This window comes from Variovorax sp. dw_308 (genome assembly GCF_019207085.1).
Lineage (GTDB): Bacteria > Pseudomonadota > Gammaproteobacteria > Burkholderiales > Burkholderiaceae_C > Variovorax.
In genome coordinates this window covers 52,454-67,028 of sequence record NZ_JAATOM010000009.1, presented here as the reverse complement: position 1 = coordinate 67,028, position 14,575 = coordinate 52,454, and the positions used below count along the sequence as shown (strand labels likewise).

Annotated in this window: 11 protein-coding genes; 10 read left to right on the top strand and 1 reads right to left on the bottom strand. The window is 66.7% G+C overall.

What is annotated here, in order from left to right; genetic code table 11:
• Window positions 1–148: 148 nt before the first annotated feature.
• The gene (locus HCU76_RS18610; RefSeq protein ID WP_218510288.1) at window positions 149–2,392 is read left to right on the top strand and encodes an ATP-binding protein; all 2,244 of its coding nucleotides are present in this window, start codon (window positions 149–151) and stop codon (window positions 2,390–2,392) included.
• 9 nt (window positions 2,393–2,401) lie between these two features.
• Window positions 2,402–3,022: a response regulator transcription factor gene (locus tag HCU76_RS18605; RefSeq protein WP_256354281.1), complete on the top strand. Its 621-nt coding sequence runs from the start codon at window positions 2,402–2,404 to the stop codon at window positions 3,020–3,022.
• A gap of 176 nt (window positions 3,023–3,198) precedes the next feature.
• Here the strand turns inward: HCU76_RS18605 and HCU76_RS18600 are convergent, their stop codons facing one another.
• Entirely contained in the window at window positions 3,199–4,278 is a 1,080-nt protein-coding gene (locus HCU76_RS18600) for an AraC family transcriptional regulator (protein ID WP_218510287.1), read from the bottom strand.
• 196 nt (window positions 4,279–4,474) lie between these two features.
• Between HCU76_RS18600 and HCU76_RS18595 the strand changes: the two genes are divergently transcribed.
• From HCU76_RS18595 to HCU76_RS18560, 8 genes are all read left to right on the top strand, one after another.
• On the top strand, window positions 4,475–6,145 hold the full coding sequence (locus HCU76_RS18595) for a GMC family oxidoreductase (protein ID WP_218510286.1): 1,671 nt from the start codon (window positions 4,475–4,477) through the stop codon (window positions 6,143–6,145).
• Between the two features lie 236 nt (window positions 6,146–6,381).
• Complete coding sequence (locus HCU76_RS18590; protein WP_256354280.1) at window positions 6,382–7,365, top strand: formylglycine-generating enzyme family protein; 984 nt, start codon at window positions 6,382–6,384, stop codon at window positions 7,363–7,365.
• A gap of 11 nt (window positions 7,366–7,376) precedes the next feature.
• Window positions 7,377–7,862, top strand: coding sequence for a YidH family protein (locus HCU76_RS18585; RefSeq protein WP_218510284.1), 486 nt, complete (start codon window positions 7,377–7,379; stop codon window positions 7,860–7,862).
• Window positions 7,863–7,876: 14 nt separating this feature from the next.
• Entirely contained in the window at window positions 7,877–8,275 is a 399-nt protein-coding gene (locus tag HCU76_RS18580; protein ID WP_213957335.1) for a DUF1622 domain-containing protein, read from the top strand.
• A 321-nt stretch (window positions 8,276–8,596) separates the two neighbouring features.
• Window positions 8,597–10,054, top strand: coding sequence for a TolC family protein (locus HCU76_RS18575; protein WP_256354279.1), 1,458 nt, complete (start codon window positions 8,597–8,599; stop codon window positions 10,052–10,054).
• On the top strand, window positions 10,051–10,878 hold the full coding sequence (locus HCU76_RS18570; RefSeq protein ID WP_218510283.1) for an efflux RND transporter periplasmic adaptor subunit: 828 nt from the start codon (window positions 10,051–10,053) through the stop codon (window positions 10,876–10,878). Before HCU76_RS18575 ends, HCU76_RS18570 begins: the two co-directional genes overlap by 4 nt.
• A 7-nt stretch (window positions 10,879–10,885) precedes the next feature.
• The gene (locus HCU76_RS18565; protein ID WP_218510282.1) at window positions 10,886–12,406 is read left to right on the top strand and encodes an efflux RND transporter periplasmic adaptor subunit; all 1,521 of its coding nucleotides are present in this window, start codon (window positions 10,886–10,888) and stop codon (window positions 12,404–12,406) included.
• Between the two features lie 3 nt (window positions 12,407–12,409).
• Window positions 12,410–14,563: an HlyD family efflux transporter periplasmic adaptor subunit gene (locus HCU76_RS18560; protein ID WP_218510281.1), complete on the top strand. Its 2,154-nt coding sequence runs from the start codon at window positions 12,410–12,412 to the stop codon at window positions 14,561–14,563.
• The last annotated feature ends 12 nt before the right edge of the window (window positions 14,564–14,575 follow it).

Below are 14,575 nucleotides of genomic sequence, written 5' to 3'. Positions count from 1 at the left end.
ACACTTTTTTACCTTGATTCCTGCGCAGTTGACTGTCAGTCTAAACAGCTACATTACGCACCTCCATCCGATCCCGATGTCCGTTCCTGCGCGACGACATCCAGTGAATCACCCGGGAACAATGATCTGTTCGACCCCGCGCCGGGACATGCCCGAGACCGGCTCAACTCACGGCGCCCTCGTGCACCTTGTGATGCTGCTTGCATGCTTCCTGCTGCCCATCGCCACGGCCTGCGCACAGCAGCCCACGGGCCGGAACGTGCTTGTGATCTTCTCCAACGACAAGCAGCTCCCGGCCAACATCGAGGTCGAGCGCGGCCTGCGGGAAAGCTTCAGCGAACCGGTCGACCGCGATGTCGACTTCTTCACCGAATTCCTCGACGACCCCGCGTTTACCGGCGAAGCCTACGAACAGACCATCATCACCTACCTGCGCGACAAGTACGCCCTGCGCAAGCCCGAAGTCCTCGTCGCCGGAGGCCGGCCCGCGCTCGATTTCCTGCTGCGCCATCGCGCGCAGTTGTTCCCCGACGTCCCCGTGGTTCACCTCGCCGTCGCCAGGGATGCCATTGCAAAGGTGCAACCCCTGCCCGCCAACGTCGTCGGCGTACCGATCGACTACGACTTCGGCGGGACCATCCAGCAGGCGTTGCGCTGGCATCCCGGGACGCGGCGGCTGGTGGTGGTCACGGGCGCCAGCGCGAGCGACCGACGGCTTGCGGCCGAGACGCGCGCGATCATCGCCGGACTCGACCTGCACGTCCCCGTCGAATACCTCGCGGGCCTTCCCAGCGATGCCCTGGCGGAGCGGCTGCAGCATCTGGGCGGCGATGCCGTGGTGTTCACGCCCGGCTATTTCCAGGACGGAGCCGACCGCGTGTTCCGGCCCCGGGAATCCGCCGCGCTCATCGCCGAAGCATCCAACGCGCCGGTCTACGGCCCCTACAGCACCTTCATCGGCGCCGGTGTCGTGGGCGGGCAGATGCCGAGCTACCAGGAGATGGGGCGGCAAGCGGCGAAGGCCATCGACACCTTGCTGGACGGCGTGCTGCCCGCGGCGCTCGACCTGCCGGCCCGCGTGCCTTCGCACGTGCAGATCGACTGGCGGCAGGCGGTCAAGTGGGGCATCTCCGAGGACATGCTGCCGGCCGATGCCATCGTCCATTTCAGGGCGCCGACTTTCTGGGAACGGTACCGGAGCCAGGCGCTGTTCTTCTCTGGCGTGCTCGTATTGCAAAGCCTGCTGATCGCCGCACTGCTCGTCGAGTGGCGCCTGCGTCGTCGCACCGTGTCGGCGCTGGAGGAAAGCGAGCGGCGCATGAACCTGGCGGCGCGCGCTGCCCGGCTGTCGATGTGGGTGTGGGACGTGGGCCGCGACAAGATCTGGCCGCTCACCGAACTGCGCGAGTACGTCGGCTTGTCGAAGGCGCAGCCGGTCCGGTTCGATCGCGTTCTGGACACGGTGCATCCGGCCGACCGCGAAGTCGTCGACAGCGCCGTGCGCCGTGCCGTGGCACGGGACGAGGAAGTCGACGTCGAGTACCGCGTGCTGGAGCCCGACGGCAGCGTACGGTGGATGGCCGCGCGCGGCCGTGCCGAGGCCGGTTCCGATCACCGCATGACCGGGGTGGCGCTCGACGTCACCGTCCGCAAGGAAGCCGAGCTGCAGGCCGAGAAAGACCGCGCCGCGCTGACGCACATGACCCGCGTGTCGATGATGGGGCAGATGTCGGCCTCGATCGCGCATCAGCTCAACCAGCCGCTGGCCGCCATCCTCGGCAACGCGGAGGCCGCGCGCAAGATCCTGAGGCGCGACCAGCCCGACCTGGACGAGGTGCGCGAGATCTGCGAGGACATCATCAGCGAGGATCGGCGCGCCGCCGAGATCATCCGGCGCCTGGGCGCGCTCTTCAAGCACGGCGAGATGCACATCGCGCCGCTCAACCTGAACGAACTGGTGGCGGAGACGCTGGACCTGGTCCGGACCGAACTCGCGCGCCGCCACGTCGGCACCGCGACCGAACTCGCGCCGTGGCTGCCCTTGATCGAAGGCGGACGCGTGCAGCTTCAACAGGTTCTGCTGAACCTCATCCTCAACGCGGCCGACGCCATGAGCCAGGCCGCCCCGCCCCAGCGCAAGCTCAGCATCCGCACCGAATGCGACGACTCCGACGTGCGCGTCCATGTGATCGACCGCGGCACCGGCATCGACCCCCAGGACATCCGCCGCGTGTTCGACGCGTTCTGGAGCACCAAGGCCGGCGGCACCGGCATGGGCCTGGCGATCTGCAAGTCGATCATCACGGCGCACCGCGGCACGCTTGCCGCCAGCAACAACCCGGAAGGCGGCGCCACCTTCGTTGTCACATGGCCGTTGCGGCAGTCCATTTGAATGCATCCCATGGAAATCACCATGCCCGAACCGGAAACCGTGTTCCTCGTCGACGATGACCCGGCCGTCTGCAAGTCGCTCGCGCGCGTGCTGCGCGAGGAAGGCTGGCGCGTCGACAGCTTCGCGTCCGCCGAGGCCTTCCTCACGCGGCCCGACCCGCGCTCGCGCGGCTGCATCGTGCTGGACGTGACGATGCCCGGGCTCGACGGGCTCGAGTTGCAACGCCGGCTCGCGGAGACCGGCCACCCGCTGCCGATCGTCTTCCTCAGCGGGCATGGCGACATTCCCATGACCGTGCAGGCCATCAAGGCCGGCGCCGCCGACTTCCTGACCAAGCCGGTCAGCGCGCAAGCCCTGATCGACGCGGTGCGGATGGCGGTGGCGCAGGACGCGTCGACACGCCAGGCCAACGCCGACGCCGCGGCCTGCGAGGCCCGGCTGGCCACGCTGACCGCCCGCGAGCGCGAGGTGCTTGCCGCCGTCGTCAAGGGCCGGCTCAACAAGCAGATCGCCAGCGACCTGGGCATCGTCGAACAGACCGTCAAGTTCCACCGTGCGCGCATCATGGAACGCATGCAGACGCGCACCGTGGCGGAGCTGATGCACGTTGCTGCCAAGCTCGGGTGGTAGGCGCCAAGCCGAGCCGATGCACGTGGCTGCGAGGCTCGGCTGTCAGGCGCCAAACCGGCAGCGGAGAAGGTGTGAAGATTTCGTAGCGAGGGCGCCAAGGTCGGGTCGAGGACCGGAACCGTACACCCGTACGGTGAGGACCGCAGACCCGAGATTGGCGTCCGCAGTAGAAATATTCACACCTTCTCGGCGCGGCGCTCTCGGTAGAAGGTGGTGGTCTGGTTGGTCCACTTGCGAAAGGCCTTGCGGAAGTTCGACTCGTCCGAGAAGCCGGTGCGCTCCGCGATCTCGCCGACCGACAGTTGGGTGCGTTCCAGGAACTCGATGGCAAGGCGCTTGCGCACGCCGTCGACGATGCCCTGGTAGGTGGTGCCTGCGTCGGCCAGGCGGCGGTGCAGTGTCCGGCTCGACAGGTTCAGCCGATGGGCCATCTGTTCGGCCCGAGGCAGGCCGCCTGACGCGTTGAGGCAGATTTCCTTGATCGCCTGGACCAGCGGGTTCTCGACGCCATCTGCCGCCTCCAGCATGCGATGGCAAAAGGCCGAAGATACCTGCGCCGTGATGGGATTGGCATTGGGCAGCGGCAGCTCCAGCAGCCGGGCATCGAAGCGCCATTGCATCGCCGGCGCATCGAAGTTCACCGGGCAACGCAGGATGTCCTCGTAGTGCGGTGCGGCGGCGGGTGCCGGGTAGGGCAACTGCAGGCACAGCGCCTCGAAGGGACGTTCCAGGATGCGGCTGATCAGCACCTGCATCGAACTGAACCAGAACTCGGAGGCCATCGGCAACAGCGGCCCCAGTTCGGCGAAGCCGTGGCCCTCGAAAATGGCAACGTCGCCCTCGATCCGGAAGCTCTTCTCGATGACCGGGCCGGCCAGGCGAATATGCTTGATGCCGAAATCGATGGCCTCTGCGAAGGTCGCGCTGCTCAGGAGCGCATAGCCATAGACGCCGAAGTCGGACAGGCGCTGGCGCTGCCCCGCCCGCAAGCCCACCGCCGAGTCGTTCGAGAGTCGCCGCACATTGTCGAAGAGCGCGATCTTCTGGCGGTGCGAGATGCGGGCCTCGTGGTCGGAGATGGCCTGTGGGACGATGCCGGTCCCGGCGAAAAGCGTCACGGCGTCGACACCCTGCTCGGCCATGGCATCGACGAGGGCGCCAAGGCCCTGCATGCTGTGCAGCGGGCGGCCCGGGTCGCCGGCCTCGCGGATGGTGATCCGCCGCGAGGGAGCCTGAAAGGCAATGGAATTACGCACGTTCTGACAGATTGTGAATTCTTGGCGGATTTTCACCCGATTGTGGCGGAGTTGGACCTAGGCGCGACCCGAGTGCCGCCCTACATTCGCACCCGCGCCGGCACTCCGGCACTTATACCCGCCGGTAGACGCTTCTCCTTCGCACGCTGCGTCACGAATCCAGGCACCTGATCCACGAGAGAACTGAGACACAACCATGAGCATTGAAGAATTTGACTACGTCGTCGTTGGCGGCGGTTCCGGCGGTTGCGTCGTCGCTTCTCGATTGAGCGAGGACTCCAGCACCAGCGTGTGCATGCTGGAAGCTGGCGGACCGGACAAGAGCGTCTTCATCCATGCGCCGATCGGCGTGGTGGCGATGCTGCCCATTCCGTTCAACAACTATGCCTACAAGACCGTCCCGCAAAAGGGCCTGAACGGCCGCCAGGGCTACCAGCCGCGCGGCAAGACGCTCGGCGGGTCGAGCTCCATCAACGCGATGGTCTATGTGCGCGGCAACAAGTGGGACTATGACCACTGGGCCTCGCTCGGCAACCCCGGCTGGTCCTACGACGAGATCCTGCCGTACTTCAAGCGCGCCGAAAACAACGAGACCTTTCGCGACGACCCCTTCCACGGCACGGGCGGCCCGTTGAACGCAGCGGAAGTGCGCAACCCGAGCGCGTTGAACAGGGTCTTCCTCGAGGCCTGCGCGATGAAGGGCGTGCCCAATACGCGCGACTACAACGGCGCCGAACAGTTCGGCTCGTTCATGTTCCAGGTCACGCAGAAGAACGGCGAGCGCCACAGCGTGGCCAAGGGCTACATCACGCCCCACCTGTCGCGCTTCAACCTCTCGGTTCGCACCCATGCGCTGACCTCCCGCATCCTGTTCGAAGGCAAGCGTGCAGTCGGCGTTGCGTACACGGTCGATGGCGTCGAGAAGCAGGTGCGCGCACGCCGCGAGGTCATCCTCACCGCGGGTGCGTTCGGCTCGCCCCAATTGCTGATGCTGTCGGGCGTCGGTCCCGCCGCGGAACTGCAGAAGCTCGGCATCCCGGTCGTGCACGACCTGCCTGGCGTCGGCGAGAACCTGCAGGATCACATCGACCATGTGCAGAGCTATCGCACGAGCTCGAAGCACGAGACCTTCGGCGTCTCGGCACGCGGTGGTGCGCGCGTGGCGTCGGCCATGCCCGAATGGAAGAAGAGCCGCACCGGCCTTGTCACCTCCAACTTCGCGGAATCCGGCGCGTTCATTCGCTCGTCGCCAGACGTCAAGGTGCCGGACCTGCAGATGGTGTTCGTCATCGCGCTGGTCGATGATCACAGCCGCAAGCTGCATGTCGGACACGGGTACTCGTGCCACATCGAAGTGCTGCGTCCGTACAGCCGCGGCCACGTCAAGCTGGCCAGCCGCGACCCACGCGCCGCACCGCTCATCGACCCCAAGTTCCTGGACGACGAGCGCGACCTGAACCTGCTGGTCAAGGGCGTGCAGCTGCAGATGGACATCCTGGAAGCCAAGCCCTTCGACACGTACCGCGGCAAGATGCTCTACAAGGTCGACCGCAACGACACCCGGGCCATCGCAGAAGACATCCGCAATCGCGCCGATACGCAATACCACCCTGTGGGCACCTGCAAGATGGGTCCGGCCAGTGACCGCACGTCGGTGGTCGACGAGCAGTTGCGTGTGCATGGCCTGCTGAGCCTGCGCGTCGTCGATGCTTCCATCATGCCGACGGTCGTTGGCGGCAACACCAATGCGCCGACCGTGATGATTGCGGAGAAGGCGGTGGACATGATCCGCGGCGTCCAGGCGCAAGCGAGCGCCAGCGCCAGCATCGGGGCAAGCGCGGTCAAGCCCGCCGCCGTCGTCGCATAACGCCGCTTCGCGCATGCGCGCAAGCGCATCGAAAAAAGCCCCCGCTGCAGCCGCAGCGGGGGCTTTTTTCATGGCGCAGCCCGCGCATGGACGCCAGGGCCTGCACCAAAGACTAGTAGCCGCCGCCACTGCTTCAGACGAAAAATTGGCCATCTTGCAATCTATTGACGATGCGGTTCGTCGGCGGCAACCTACGCCCATCGATGCGCGTCGCGTCGGCCACCAGGACCATTGAATTGAACGATCTTTTGCAAGCGGAGCCCTTGAAGGAAAAGACCCACGCGCCGCCCGGCGAGAACATGGTGTGGATCCCCGGTGGGACCTTCCAGATGGGGTCGGACGACCACTATCCTGAAGAGGCGCCGGCGCATCGCGTCACTGTCGACGGCTTCTGGATCGACAGGTACACCGTCACCAACGCCGACTTCAAGCGCTTCGTCGATGCGACCGGCTACGTCACGCTGGCCGAGCGGCCGGCCAACGCGGCCGACTATCCAGGCGCCGATCCGGCCATGCTGGTGCCTTCGTCGGTGATGTTCCAGAAGGCCGCGCAGCGCGTGGACCTCGACAACCACCACAACTGGTGGACCTATGTGGCCGGTGCCAACTGGAAGCATCCGCGCGGACCGAAGAGCGGACTGCAGGGCCTGTGGAAGCACCCCGTCGTGCACGTCGCCTTCGAAGACGCACAGGCCTACGCGAAGTGGGCCGGCAAGGACTTGCCGACCGAGGCCGAATGGGAGTTCGCGGCACGCGGCGGCCTCGATGGGGCCGAGTATTCATGGGGCAACGAACTGACGCCCGGACGCCGCCACATGGCCAACACCTGGCAAGGTGAATTCCCGTGGCAGAACCTGCTCGAGGACGGCTACGAATGGACGGCGCCGGTGGGCTCGTTCCCGCCCAACGGCTATGGCCTGCACGAGATGACAGGCAACGTCTGGGAATGGACCACCGACTGGTACCAGGACCACGGCAAGATCGCGCACCCCTGCTGCACGCTCACCAACCCGCGTGGCGGCAACGCCGACGACAGCCACAACCCGCGCGCGGCGGCCGACCTGCGCATTCCGCGCAAGGTCATGAAGGGCGGCTCCTATCTCTGCGCGCCGAACTACTGCCGCCGCTATCGCCCCGCCGCCCGCATGCCGCAGGAAGTCGATACGTCGACCTGCCACCTGGGCATTCGCTGCGTCTCGCGCGCGGCAGGGCCGACGTAGTAGAGGACGCCATGGTCGACACGTCCGATCCCGCACCGCAAAGGATCCATCCGGTGGGCCTCACGCCCGAGGAAGCCTCCACCGAGCTGTCGTCGCGCCGCACCGGCATGTCGTTCCAGCGCACGCGCTTGAGCGCCGACCGCACGCTGATGTCGGTGATTCGCACCGCGCTGTCCCTGATCGGCTTCGGCTTCACGATCTTCCAGGTGTTCCAGAAGTTGCGCGATGCGGAGGTGCTCAAGAGCAGCCACGCGCCGCGCCTCTTCGGCGAGGCGCTGGTGTGGCTCGGCCTGGGGATGCTGGTGCTGGGCATCGTCTATCACGTCAACTTCATGCGCGGCCTGCGCAAGGAGCGCGCGCAGTTGCATGCGCTCGGGCTGGTGCATGCCGAGAGTCATTTCCCGGTCTCGATGACATTGATCATCGCGGTCCTGTTGCTGTTGCTGGGCATCCTGGCCATATGCAGCATGACCTTCGAGGCCGGCCCGTTTCACTGACAAAGGATTCGCGGATGGACCTGGAACACCTCGAGATCACGCTGCACACGTGGGCGCATTTCGTCTCGCTTGCCATCGAGACATGCGCGGTGTTCTTCATCGCCGCGGGTGCGCTCGGGGCGCTGCTCAAGATCTCGGGCATATGGATGGCGAGGAGCTCCCGCAACCTCGACTATCAGCGGCGTGCTGTGTGGCTGACCTTCGCACGGTGGCTGGTGGCCGGGCTCACGTTCCAGCTGGCAGCGGACATCGTCAATACCTCCTTCTCGCCGACCTGGGAAGAACTCGGACACCTGGGTGCGATTGCCGTGATACGGACCTTCCTCAACTATTTCCTGGGGCGCGAAGTGGAGGAGAAGGTCGAGTTGCAAGAAGACTCCCTGAAAGAAGGCGCCCACAAGCGTTCCGCTTGACACATCGGTAAACACCGAGACGTTGCTTCCTGACGCGAACAGGCACCTTTCGAGGTGCCGCAGGATGCTGCGCTCTGTTCATCGGAACCTTTTGCGGCTGCTGTATGACTTTGTCACTGAATAGTTTCTTGAGCTATGTCTTACGTGAGAAGTGGGCGTTAACCTGCGCGCCATAACACATTAATGAGGTGGGCCATGTCAATGACAACCAAGTCGAATATCGACCGCAATCGATCGGCCCATCCCTTGCTCGAAGTTCGTCGTAGACCCCGACGCTCGTTGTCTGCAGTGTCAGCCGGCATCGTTCTGATCTGCGCAAACTTGAACGGTTGCTCGATCACACCGACCACACTCGATGCCCAACAGAACAAGGACCGTTCCGCCGCGCTGGTCTCGCGCATGGCCGCGGACCAGGAACCGGTGACTGGACCGATCGACTTGTACGAAGCCATGGCACGCGCCATCAAGTACAACCTCGACTATCGAGTCGAGGTGATGGACCAGGCGCTTCGCACCAAGGACCTCGACCTCAAGCGCTTCGACATGCTGCCCAAGCTCGTGGTCAACCTTGACTACTCCGGCCGCAACAACGAATCGGGCGGCATCAGCCGGTCGATCACGACCGGGAGGATCAGCCTGGAGCCGTCGACATCGAGCGATCGCGACGTGTTCGCGACCGACGTCACGTTGAGCTGGGATGTGCTGGACTTCGGCCTCTCGTACGTGCGTGCGCAGCAGGCAGCCGATGAAGTGATGCTGTCCGAGGAGCGCAAGCGCAAGGTCATCAACCGCATCGTCGAAGACGTCCGCTCGGCCTATTGGCGCGCCGTCAGCGCCGAGCGCCTGCTCGGCAAGATCGACGAACTGGAGCGGGTGACGCAGGAGGCGCTTGCACAAGCCGAGCAACAACAGAGCAGCGGCCAGTCGGCACCGCTGGCGGCCTTGAGCTACCAGCGCGAGTTGCTCAGCATCCGCCGCGAAGCGCAGACGCTGGCTCGCGAACTCAGCGTGGCCAAGCAGCAGCTTGCCGCGTTGATGAACCTGCCGCCGGACACCCCGTACAAGGTGGTTCTTCCTTCGCGCTCGACCAAGTGGCAAGCGGTACGCATGGACAGCGCCGACATGCTGCGCATGGCCATCGAGAACCGGCCCGAGTTGCGCGAGGTCGCCTACCAGATGCGCAGCAACGACCGCGAAGGCACGGCCGCCATCCTTCGCGCCTTGCCGAGCCTGCGCTTGTTCATCGGTGCGGACTGGAGCGACAACAGCTACCTCTACAACAGCAGCTGGGCGGCCTCTGGCGCGCGCGCGAGCTGGAACCTGCTCAACGTGTTCCGACTGCCGGTCGACCGTGCCCGCGTGCAGGCGCAGACCGACGTACTGGACGAACGCGCGCAGGCCCTGACGATGGCCGTGGCCACGCAGTTGCAGGTGAGCCGGGCACGCTACGAGTTCCGCCTGCGCGAACTCGACACGGCGGGCCGCTACCTGCAGGTGCAGAACAGCATCGAGAAGCAGTTCGATGCCGGCTTCAAGGCCGAGAAGCTCAGCCGGCAGACCTTGATCCGCGAGCAGATGAACACTGTGGTGTCGGAGGTGCGGCTCGATGTGGCGCTGGCGGACATGCAGAACGCCTACGCCAACATCTATGCCTCCATCGGCGTCGACCCGATCGATGCCAGCATGAGCAGCAGCGATCCGGTGAGCGTGCTGACGGGGAAGCTACGCAACCTGTGGGCACAGCGCGATGACTCGCTCGCCAAGACGAGCGCGCAATGATGCTTGCCCGTTCAACGACGGCGACCTTCGCCGCGGCTGCGCTGCTTCCGTGCCTTGCCCTGGCCGCCACGCTTGTCGTTGCGCAGACGCAGGCGGGCGCAAGCGGCGCGGCATCCGACGGCAGCATCGCGCGCGGCGTCTTGCGCGCGGAGAAGGAAGCCGTCCTGTCCAGCACGGTGTCTGAACGCATCACCGCGATGCCGTATCGCGAAGGCGATCGGTTTCCGAAGGGCGCGGCGCTGGTGACTTTCGACTGCGGCCGATTTGCCGCGGACCTGCGCGCCGCCCGTGCGGGCGAGGCGGCCGAGGCGCGCAACGCGTCGGTGCAGGCCGAGCTGCTCGGCATGGGCGCGACGGGCAAGGCCGACGCCGACATCGCCGGACTCAAGCAGAAGGAGCGTGCCGCGCAGGCGCAGACGATCCAGGAGCGCATGACGGGCTGCAGGGTGATTGCGCCCTTTGCCGGGCGCGTGGTGGAAACGCTGGCGCGCACGCACGAGTCGCCGCCGGCGAACGAGAAGCTCATCCGCATCGTGAGCGACGGGCCGCTGGAGCTGCACATGGTAGTGCCGTCGAAGTGGCTGGGCTGGCTCAAGGTGGGCTCCAGCTTCGACTTCAAGGTCGACGAGACCGGCGACACGGTGAAGGTGGTGGTCGACCGTATCTCGGGCGCGGTCGACGCGGTGAGCCAGACCGTGAAGATCATCTGCAAGGTGCCTTCGGTGCCGGCCTCCGTGCTTCCGGGCATGAGCGGGCAGGCGCGGCTCGAAGCCGTCGCTGCCGTGAAGACACCGGCTACAGGGAGCGGCGGCACGAGTCGCTGAACATGTCATGAGCCAGAACGAGGAAGTCCAGGATTCTGTGGCGATCGAGGCTGGCAAGACAGTGGCCAAGCCGAGGCTGGTGGCACGGGAAGGCAAGCCGACAAGCACCGCCGGGCCACTGGGCGCCGCCAGCCCGGGGGCCGGACAGGCAGCGCCCGGCGCCGGGCTCCTGCACCTCATCACCATCGAAGGGAGCCTGCGGCAATGCAGGACGCGCCAGGCGCTGTGGACGCACCTGGCCAACGAACCCGTGGTGCTGCTGCCCTTTGGCCAGGCCCTCGTCTTCGAGCCGCGCCATCGCCTGGACCGCGGGAAGCAGGATGCCCTGCACAAGGACACGTCGGGCGGATGGCATGCGGTCGCGGTTTCGGCGCTGGCCGCGGTCAATCGGGATGCGCCGATGCTGCGCTGGTACGAGGACCTCGCCGGCAGGCTCTGGTCCGCCAGCGAGGACCGCGCGGCCATCGAGTGCTTCATCTTGCCCACGCACGCCGACCCGCAGGATCCGTGCACCGCCGAGGCCGCATTGCGGCACCTGATGTGGGTGCCCATCGCCGATGCCGGCATGCCGCCGTATGCGGGCTGGCTGCTGGCCCGCGACACCGAATGGGAAGACACGCACAGGAAGCTCGCCGCGCGCGTCGCGCAGGCCTACGCGCATGGCGCCAGCGCCATCGAAGGCCGCGCCAAGCCCTCGCGCGACTGGCCGCGGCGCTTGCGCCGGCTGGGCCTGGTGCTGGCGCTGATCGCTGCCGTGCTGGCCTTCGTGCCGGTGCCGCTGACGACGCTGGCGCCGGTCGAGGTCACGCCGAAGGACCCCTTCGTCGTGGCCGCGCCGGTCGCGGGCGTGGTCGAGCGCATCCTGGTCGAGCCCGGCGCGCAGGTGAAGACGGGCGACCCGCTGGTGCAGCTGGTCGACACCACGCTGCGCAGCGATTCGGAAGTGGCGCAGCAGAAGCTCGAGGTGGCGCGCGCCAAGATGCTGCGCCTGCAACAGGCATCGATGGACGACAACACCGCCAAGCGCGAACTCGCCATTGCGCAGTCCGAGGAAACCGTGGCCCGTGCCGAACGCGACTATGCGCAGGCCATGTTCGCCAAGGCCGTCATCAAGGCGCAGCAACCCGGCGTGGCGCTCTTCGGCGATCCGCGCGACTGGGTCGGGCGGCCGGTGGTGGTCGGCGAGGCCATCATGCGCGTGGCCGATCCGGCACAGGTCGAGTTCCAGCTCAAGGTGCCGGTGGCCGATGCGGTCAACCTGCGCGAGGGCGCGCAGACGCGGGTGTTCCTCGATGCGTCGCCGCTGCATCCGCTCGATGCCACCATCGTGCGCGCCGCCTACAAGGCCGAGACCGATCCGGCCGGCGTCGCCAGCTATGTGGTCACGGCCCGCGCGGTCGATGCGTCCGGGCCCGTCGCGCGCCTCGGCCTGCGCGGCACGGCGCGCGTCTATGGCGAACGGGTCACGCTGTTCTTCTACCTGCTGCGCCGCCCGATCACCGCCGTGCGGCAATGGACGGGGATGTGAGCCATGGACGACACGCTGCGGCCCGACATGACCAAAGCCGCGAAGGCCCCGCCGCCGCCGGGCGAGCGCGTACTGCCGCCATTGCGCCCCGACCTCCGCCTGATCGAAGGCGAAGGTGACGGGCACCAGCCCTGGAAGATCCACGACCCGCTGGCGCAACGCTTCTTCGAGGTCGACCAGGACGCGGTCGACCTGCTCTCGTGCTGGAGCGGCGGCACTGTGGACGAATTGCGGGCGCGCGCCGCCACCCAGCTCGGCCGCGAATTCAGCGAGAAGAGCGTGATCACGCTGCTGGAGTTCCTGTACCGCAATGAACTGCTGCAAGCCGTGGCGCAAGTGACATGGTCGCGTGTCGAGCAGCAGCGCGCGAGGATGCGCGATCGGCCGATCTGGCAACGGTTGATCCACGGCTACCTGTTCATCAAGGTGCCGCTGGCGCGGCCCGACCGCTTCCTGCGCGCGACGCAGCATGCGGTCGGCTTCATCTTCCATCCGGCGTTCTGGTGGTTCCTCGGCGCAGCTGGGTTGCTGAGCCTCTACCTCGTCTCGCGCCAGTGGGAGGCGTTTCGCAGCACGCTGCCCGAGATGTTCACCGCCGCAGGCGTGGTCACCTTCGGCATCAGCCTGGGGCTCGTCAAGACGCTGCATGAGCTGGGCCACGGCTATGCGGCCGTGCGCATGGGCTCGCGCATCACGACCATGGGCGTGGCCTTCATCGTGATGATGCCGGTGCTCTACACCGACACCACCGATGCATGGCGGCTGCGCAGCCATCGCCAGCGCGTGCTCATCGACGCGGCCGGCATGGCGGTGGAGTTGATCGTCGCGGTGATCGCCACCTACGTCTGGGTGCTGGTACCCGACGGGCCGGCGCGCCATGCGGCCTTTGCACTGGCCACCACGGGCTGGGTGCTCAGCATCGCGGTCAACTGCAATCCGCTGATGCGCTTCGACGGCTACTACCTGTTCAGCGACCTCGTCAACGTGCCGAACCTGCAGGAGCGCTCGTTTGCCATGGGCAAGTGGTGGCTGCGCGAGCTGCTGTTCGGCTATGGCGACAAGGCGCCGCCGACGCCGAACGGCCACACGCGCGCCTTCTTCATCGGCTTCGCGTTCGCCGTGTGGATCTACCGCTTCTTCCTGTTTCTGGGCATCGCACTGCTGGTGTATCACTTCTTCTTCAAGATCCTGGGCATCGTGATGTTCGCGGTGGAGATGGGCTGGTTCATCGTGCTGCCGATCTGGCGGGAGGTTCGCGTGTGGCTCGTGCGCCGGCGCGAGAGCGGTGCGCGCGTGCGCGTCACGGCGTTCGTGGTGCTGGCGATGATCGCGGTGTTCGTGGTGCCGCTGCCGTACAAGGTGCGCGTCCCCGCCGTGCTCACCGCGGCGCAGCAGGTGCCCTCCTTCGCGCCGCAGCCCTCGCGCATCGACGAGATCCTGGTGCGGCCCGGCGACCACGTGAAGGCCGGGCAGGTCATGCTGCGCCTCTCCGCGCCGGAGCTGGACCAGAACCTTGCCACCGCGCGCGACCGCGCCCGCCTGCTGGACGAACGCATGGCCCGCCGCACCTCCGACATCAAGGACCGCGCGGAAAGCCTGGTGCTGGCACGCGAACTGCGCATGGAGCGCGACCGCATCGACGGGCTGCAACGCGAACGCGCCCGCCTCGTGGTGCAGGCACCCATCGACGGCGTGGTGATGGACGTCGCGCTGGAGCTGCACCCCGGCCGCTGGATCGATGCGCGCACGCAGCTCGTGCTGGTCGGCCGGCCGGAGGTGCTGGAAGCGCGCGGCTATGTCGACAGCGAAGACCTGGAGCGCATCGCCGAGGGCAACAGCGGCCGCTTCGTCGACGAGGAACGCATGATGCCGCCGCTGGATGCACAGGTGCGCCGCATCGGCGCCGCCGCGTCCGACACGCTGGACAACTGGGTGCTGGCCTCGGTGCACGGCGGCCCGGTGGCGGCGCGGCTCGAAGGCAAGAAGGCCAAGGCGGAACACGCCACTTTCGAAGTCACTGCCGCCGTCGCGCGGCCGGACAACGCAGCGCCGATGGAGATCCGCGGCGAACTTCAACTCAAGGGTGCGTACCAGAGCCTGGCAGTGCGCGTTTTCGAACGCGTGGCGCATGTGCTGGTACGCGAGGGCGCCGCCTGACAGCGCGCGAAT

Coding starts and splice junctions, on each gene's coding strand:
- HCU76_RS18610 (WP_218510288.1), top strand. CDS start 149: ATGCCCGAGACCGGCTCAACTCACGGCGCCCTCGTGCACCTTGTGATG.
- HCU76_RS18605 (WP_256354281.1), top strand. CDS start 2,402: ATGGAAATCACCATGCCCGAACCGGAAACCGTGTTCCTCGTCGACGAT.
- HCU76_RS18595 (WP_218510286.1), top strand. CDS start 4,475: ATGAGCATTGAAGAATTTGACTACGTCGTCGTTGGCGGCGGTTCCGGC.
- HCU76_RS18585 (WP_218510284.1), top strand. CDS start 7,377: ATGGTCGACACGTCCGATCCCGCACCGCAAAGGATCCATCCGGTGGGC.
- HCU76_RS18580 (WP_213957335.1), top strand. CDS start 7,877: ATGGACCTGGAACACCTCGAGATCACGCTGCACACGTGGGCGCATTTC.
- HCU76_RS18570 (WP_218510283.1), top strand. CDS start 10,051: ATGATGCTTGCCCGTTCAACGACGGCGACCTTCGCCGCGGCTGCGCTG.
- HCU76_RS18565 (WP_218510282.1), top strand. CDS start 10,886: ATGAGCCAGAACGAGGAAGTCCAGGATTCTGTGGCGATCGAGGCTGGC.
- HCU76_RS18560 (WP_218510281.1), top strand. CDS start 12,410: ATGGACGACACGCTGCGGCCCGACATGACCAAAGCCGCGAAGGCCCCG.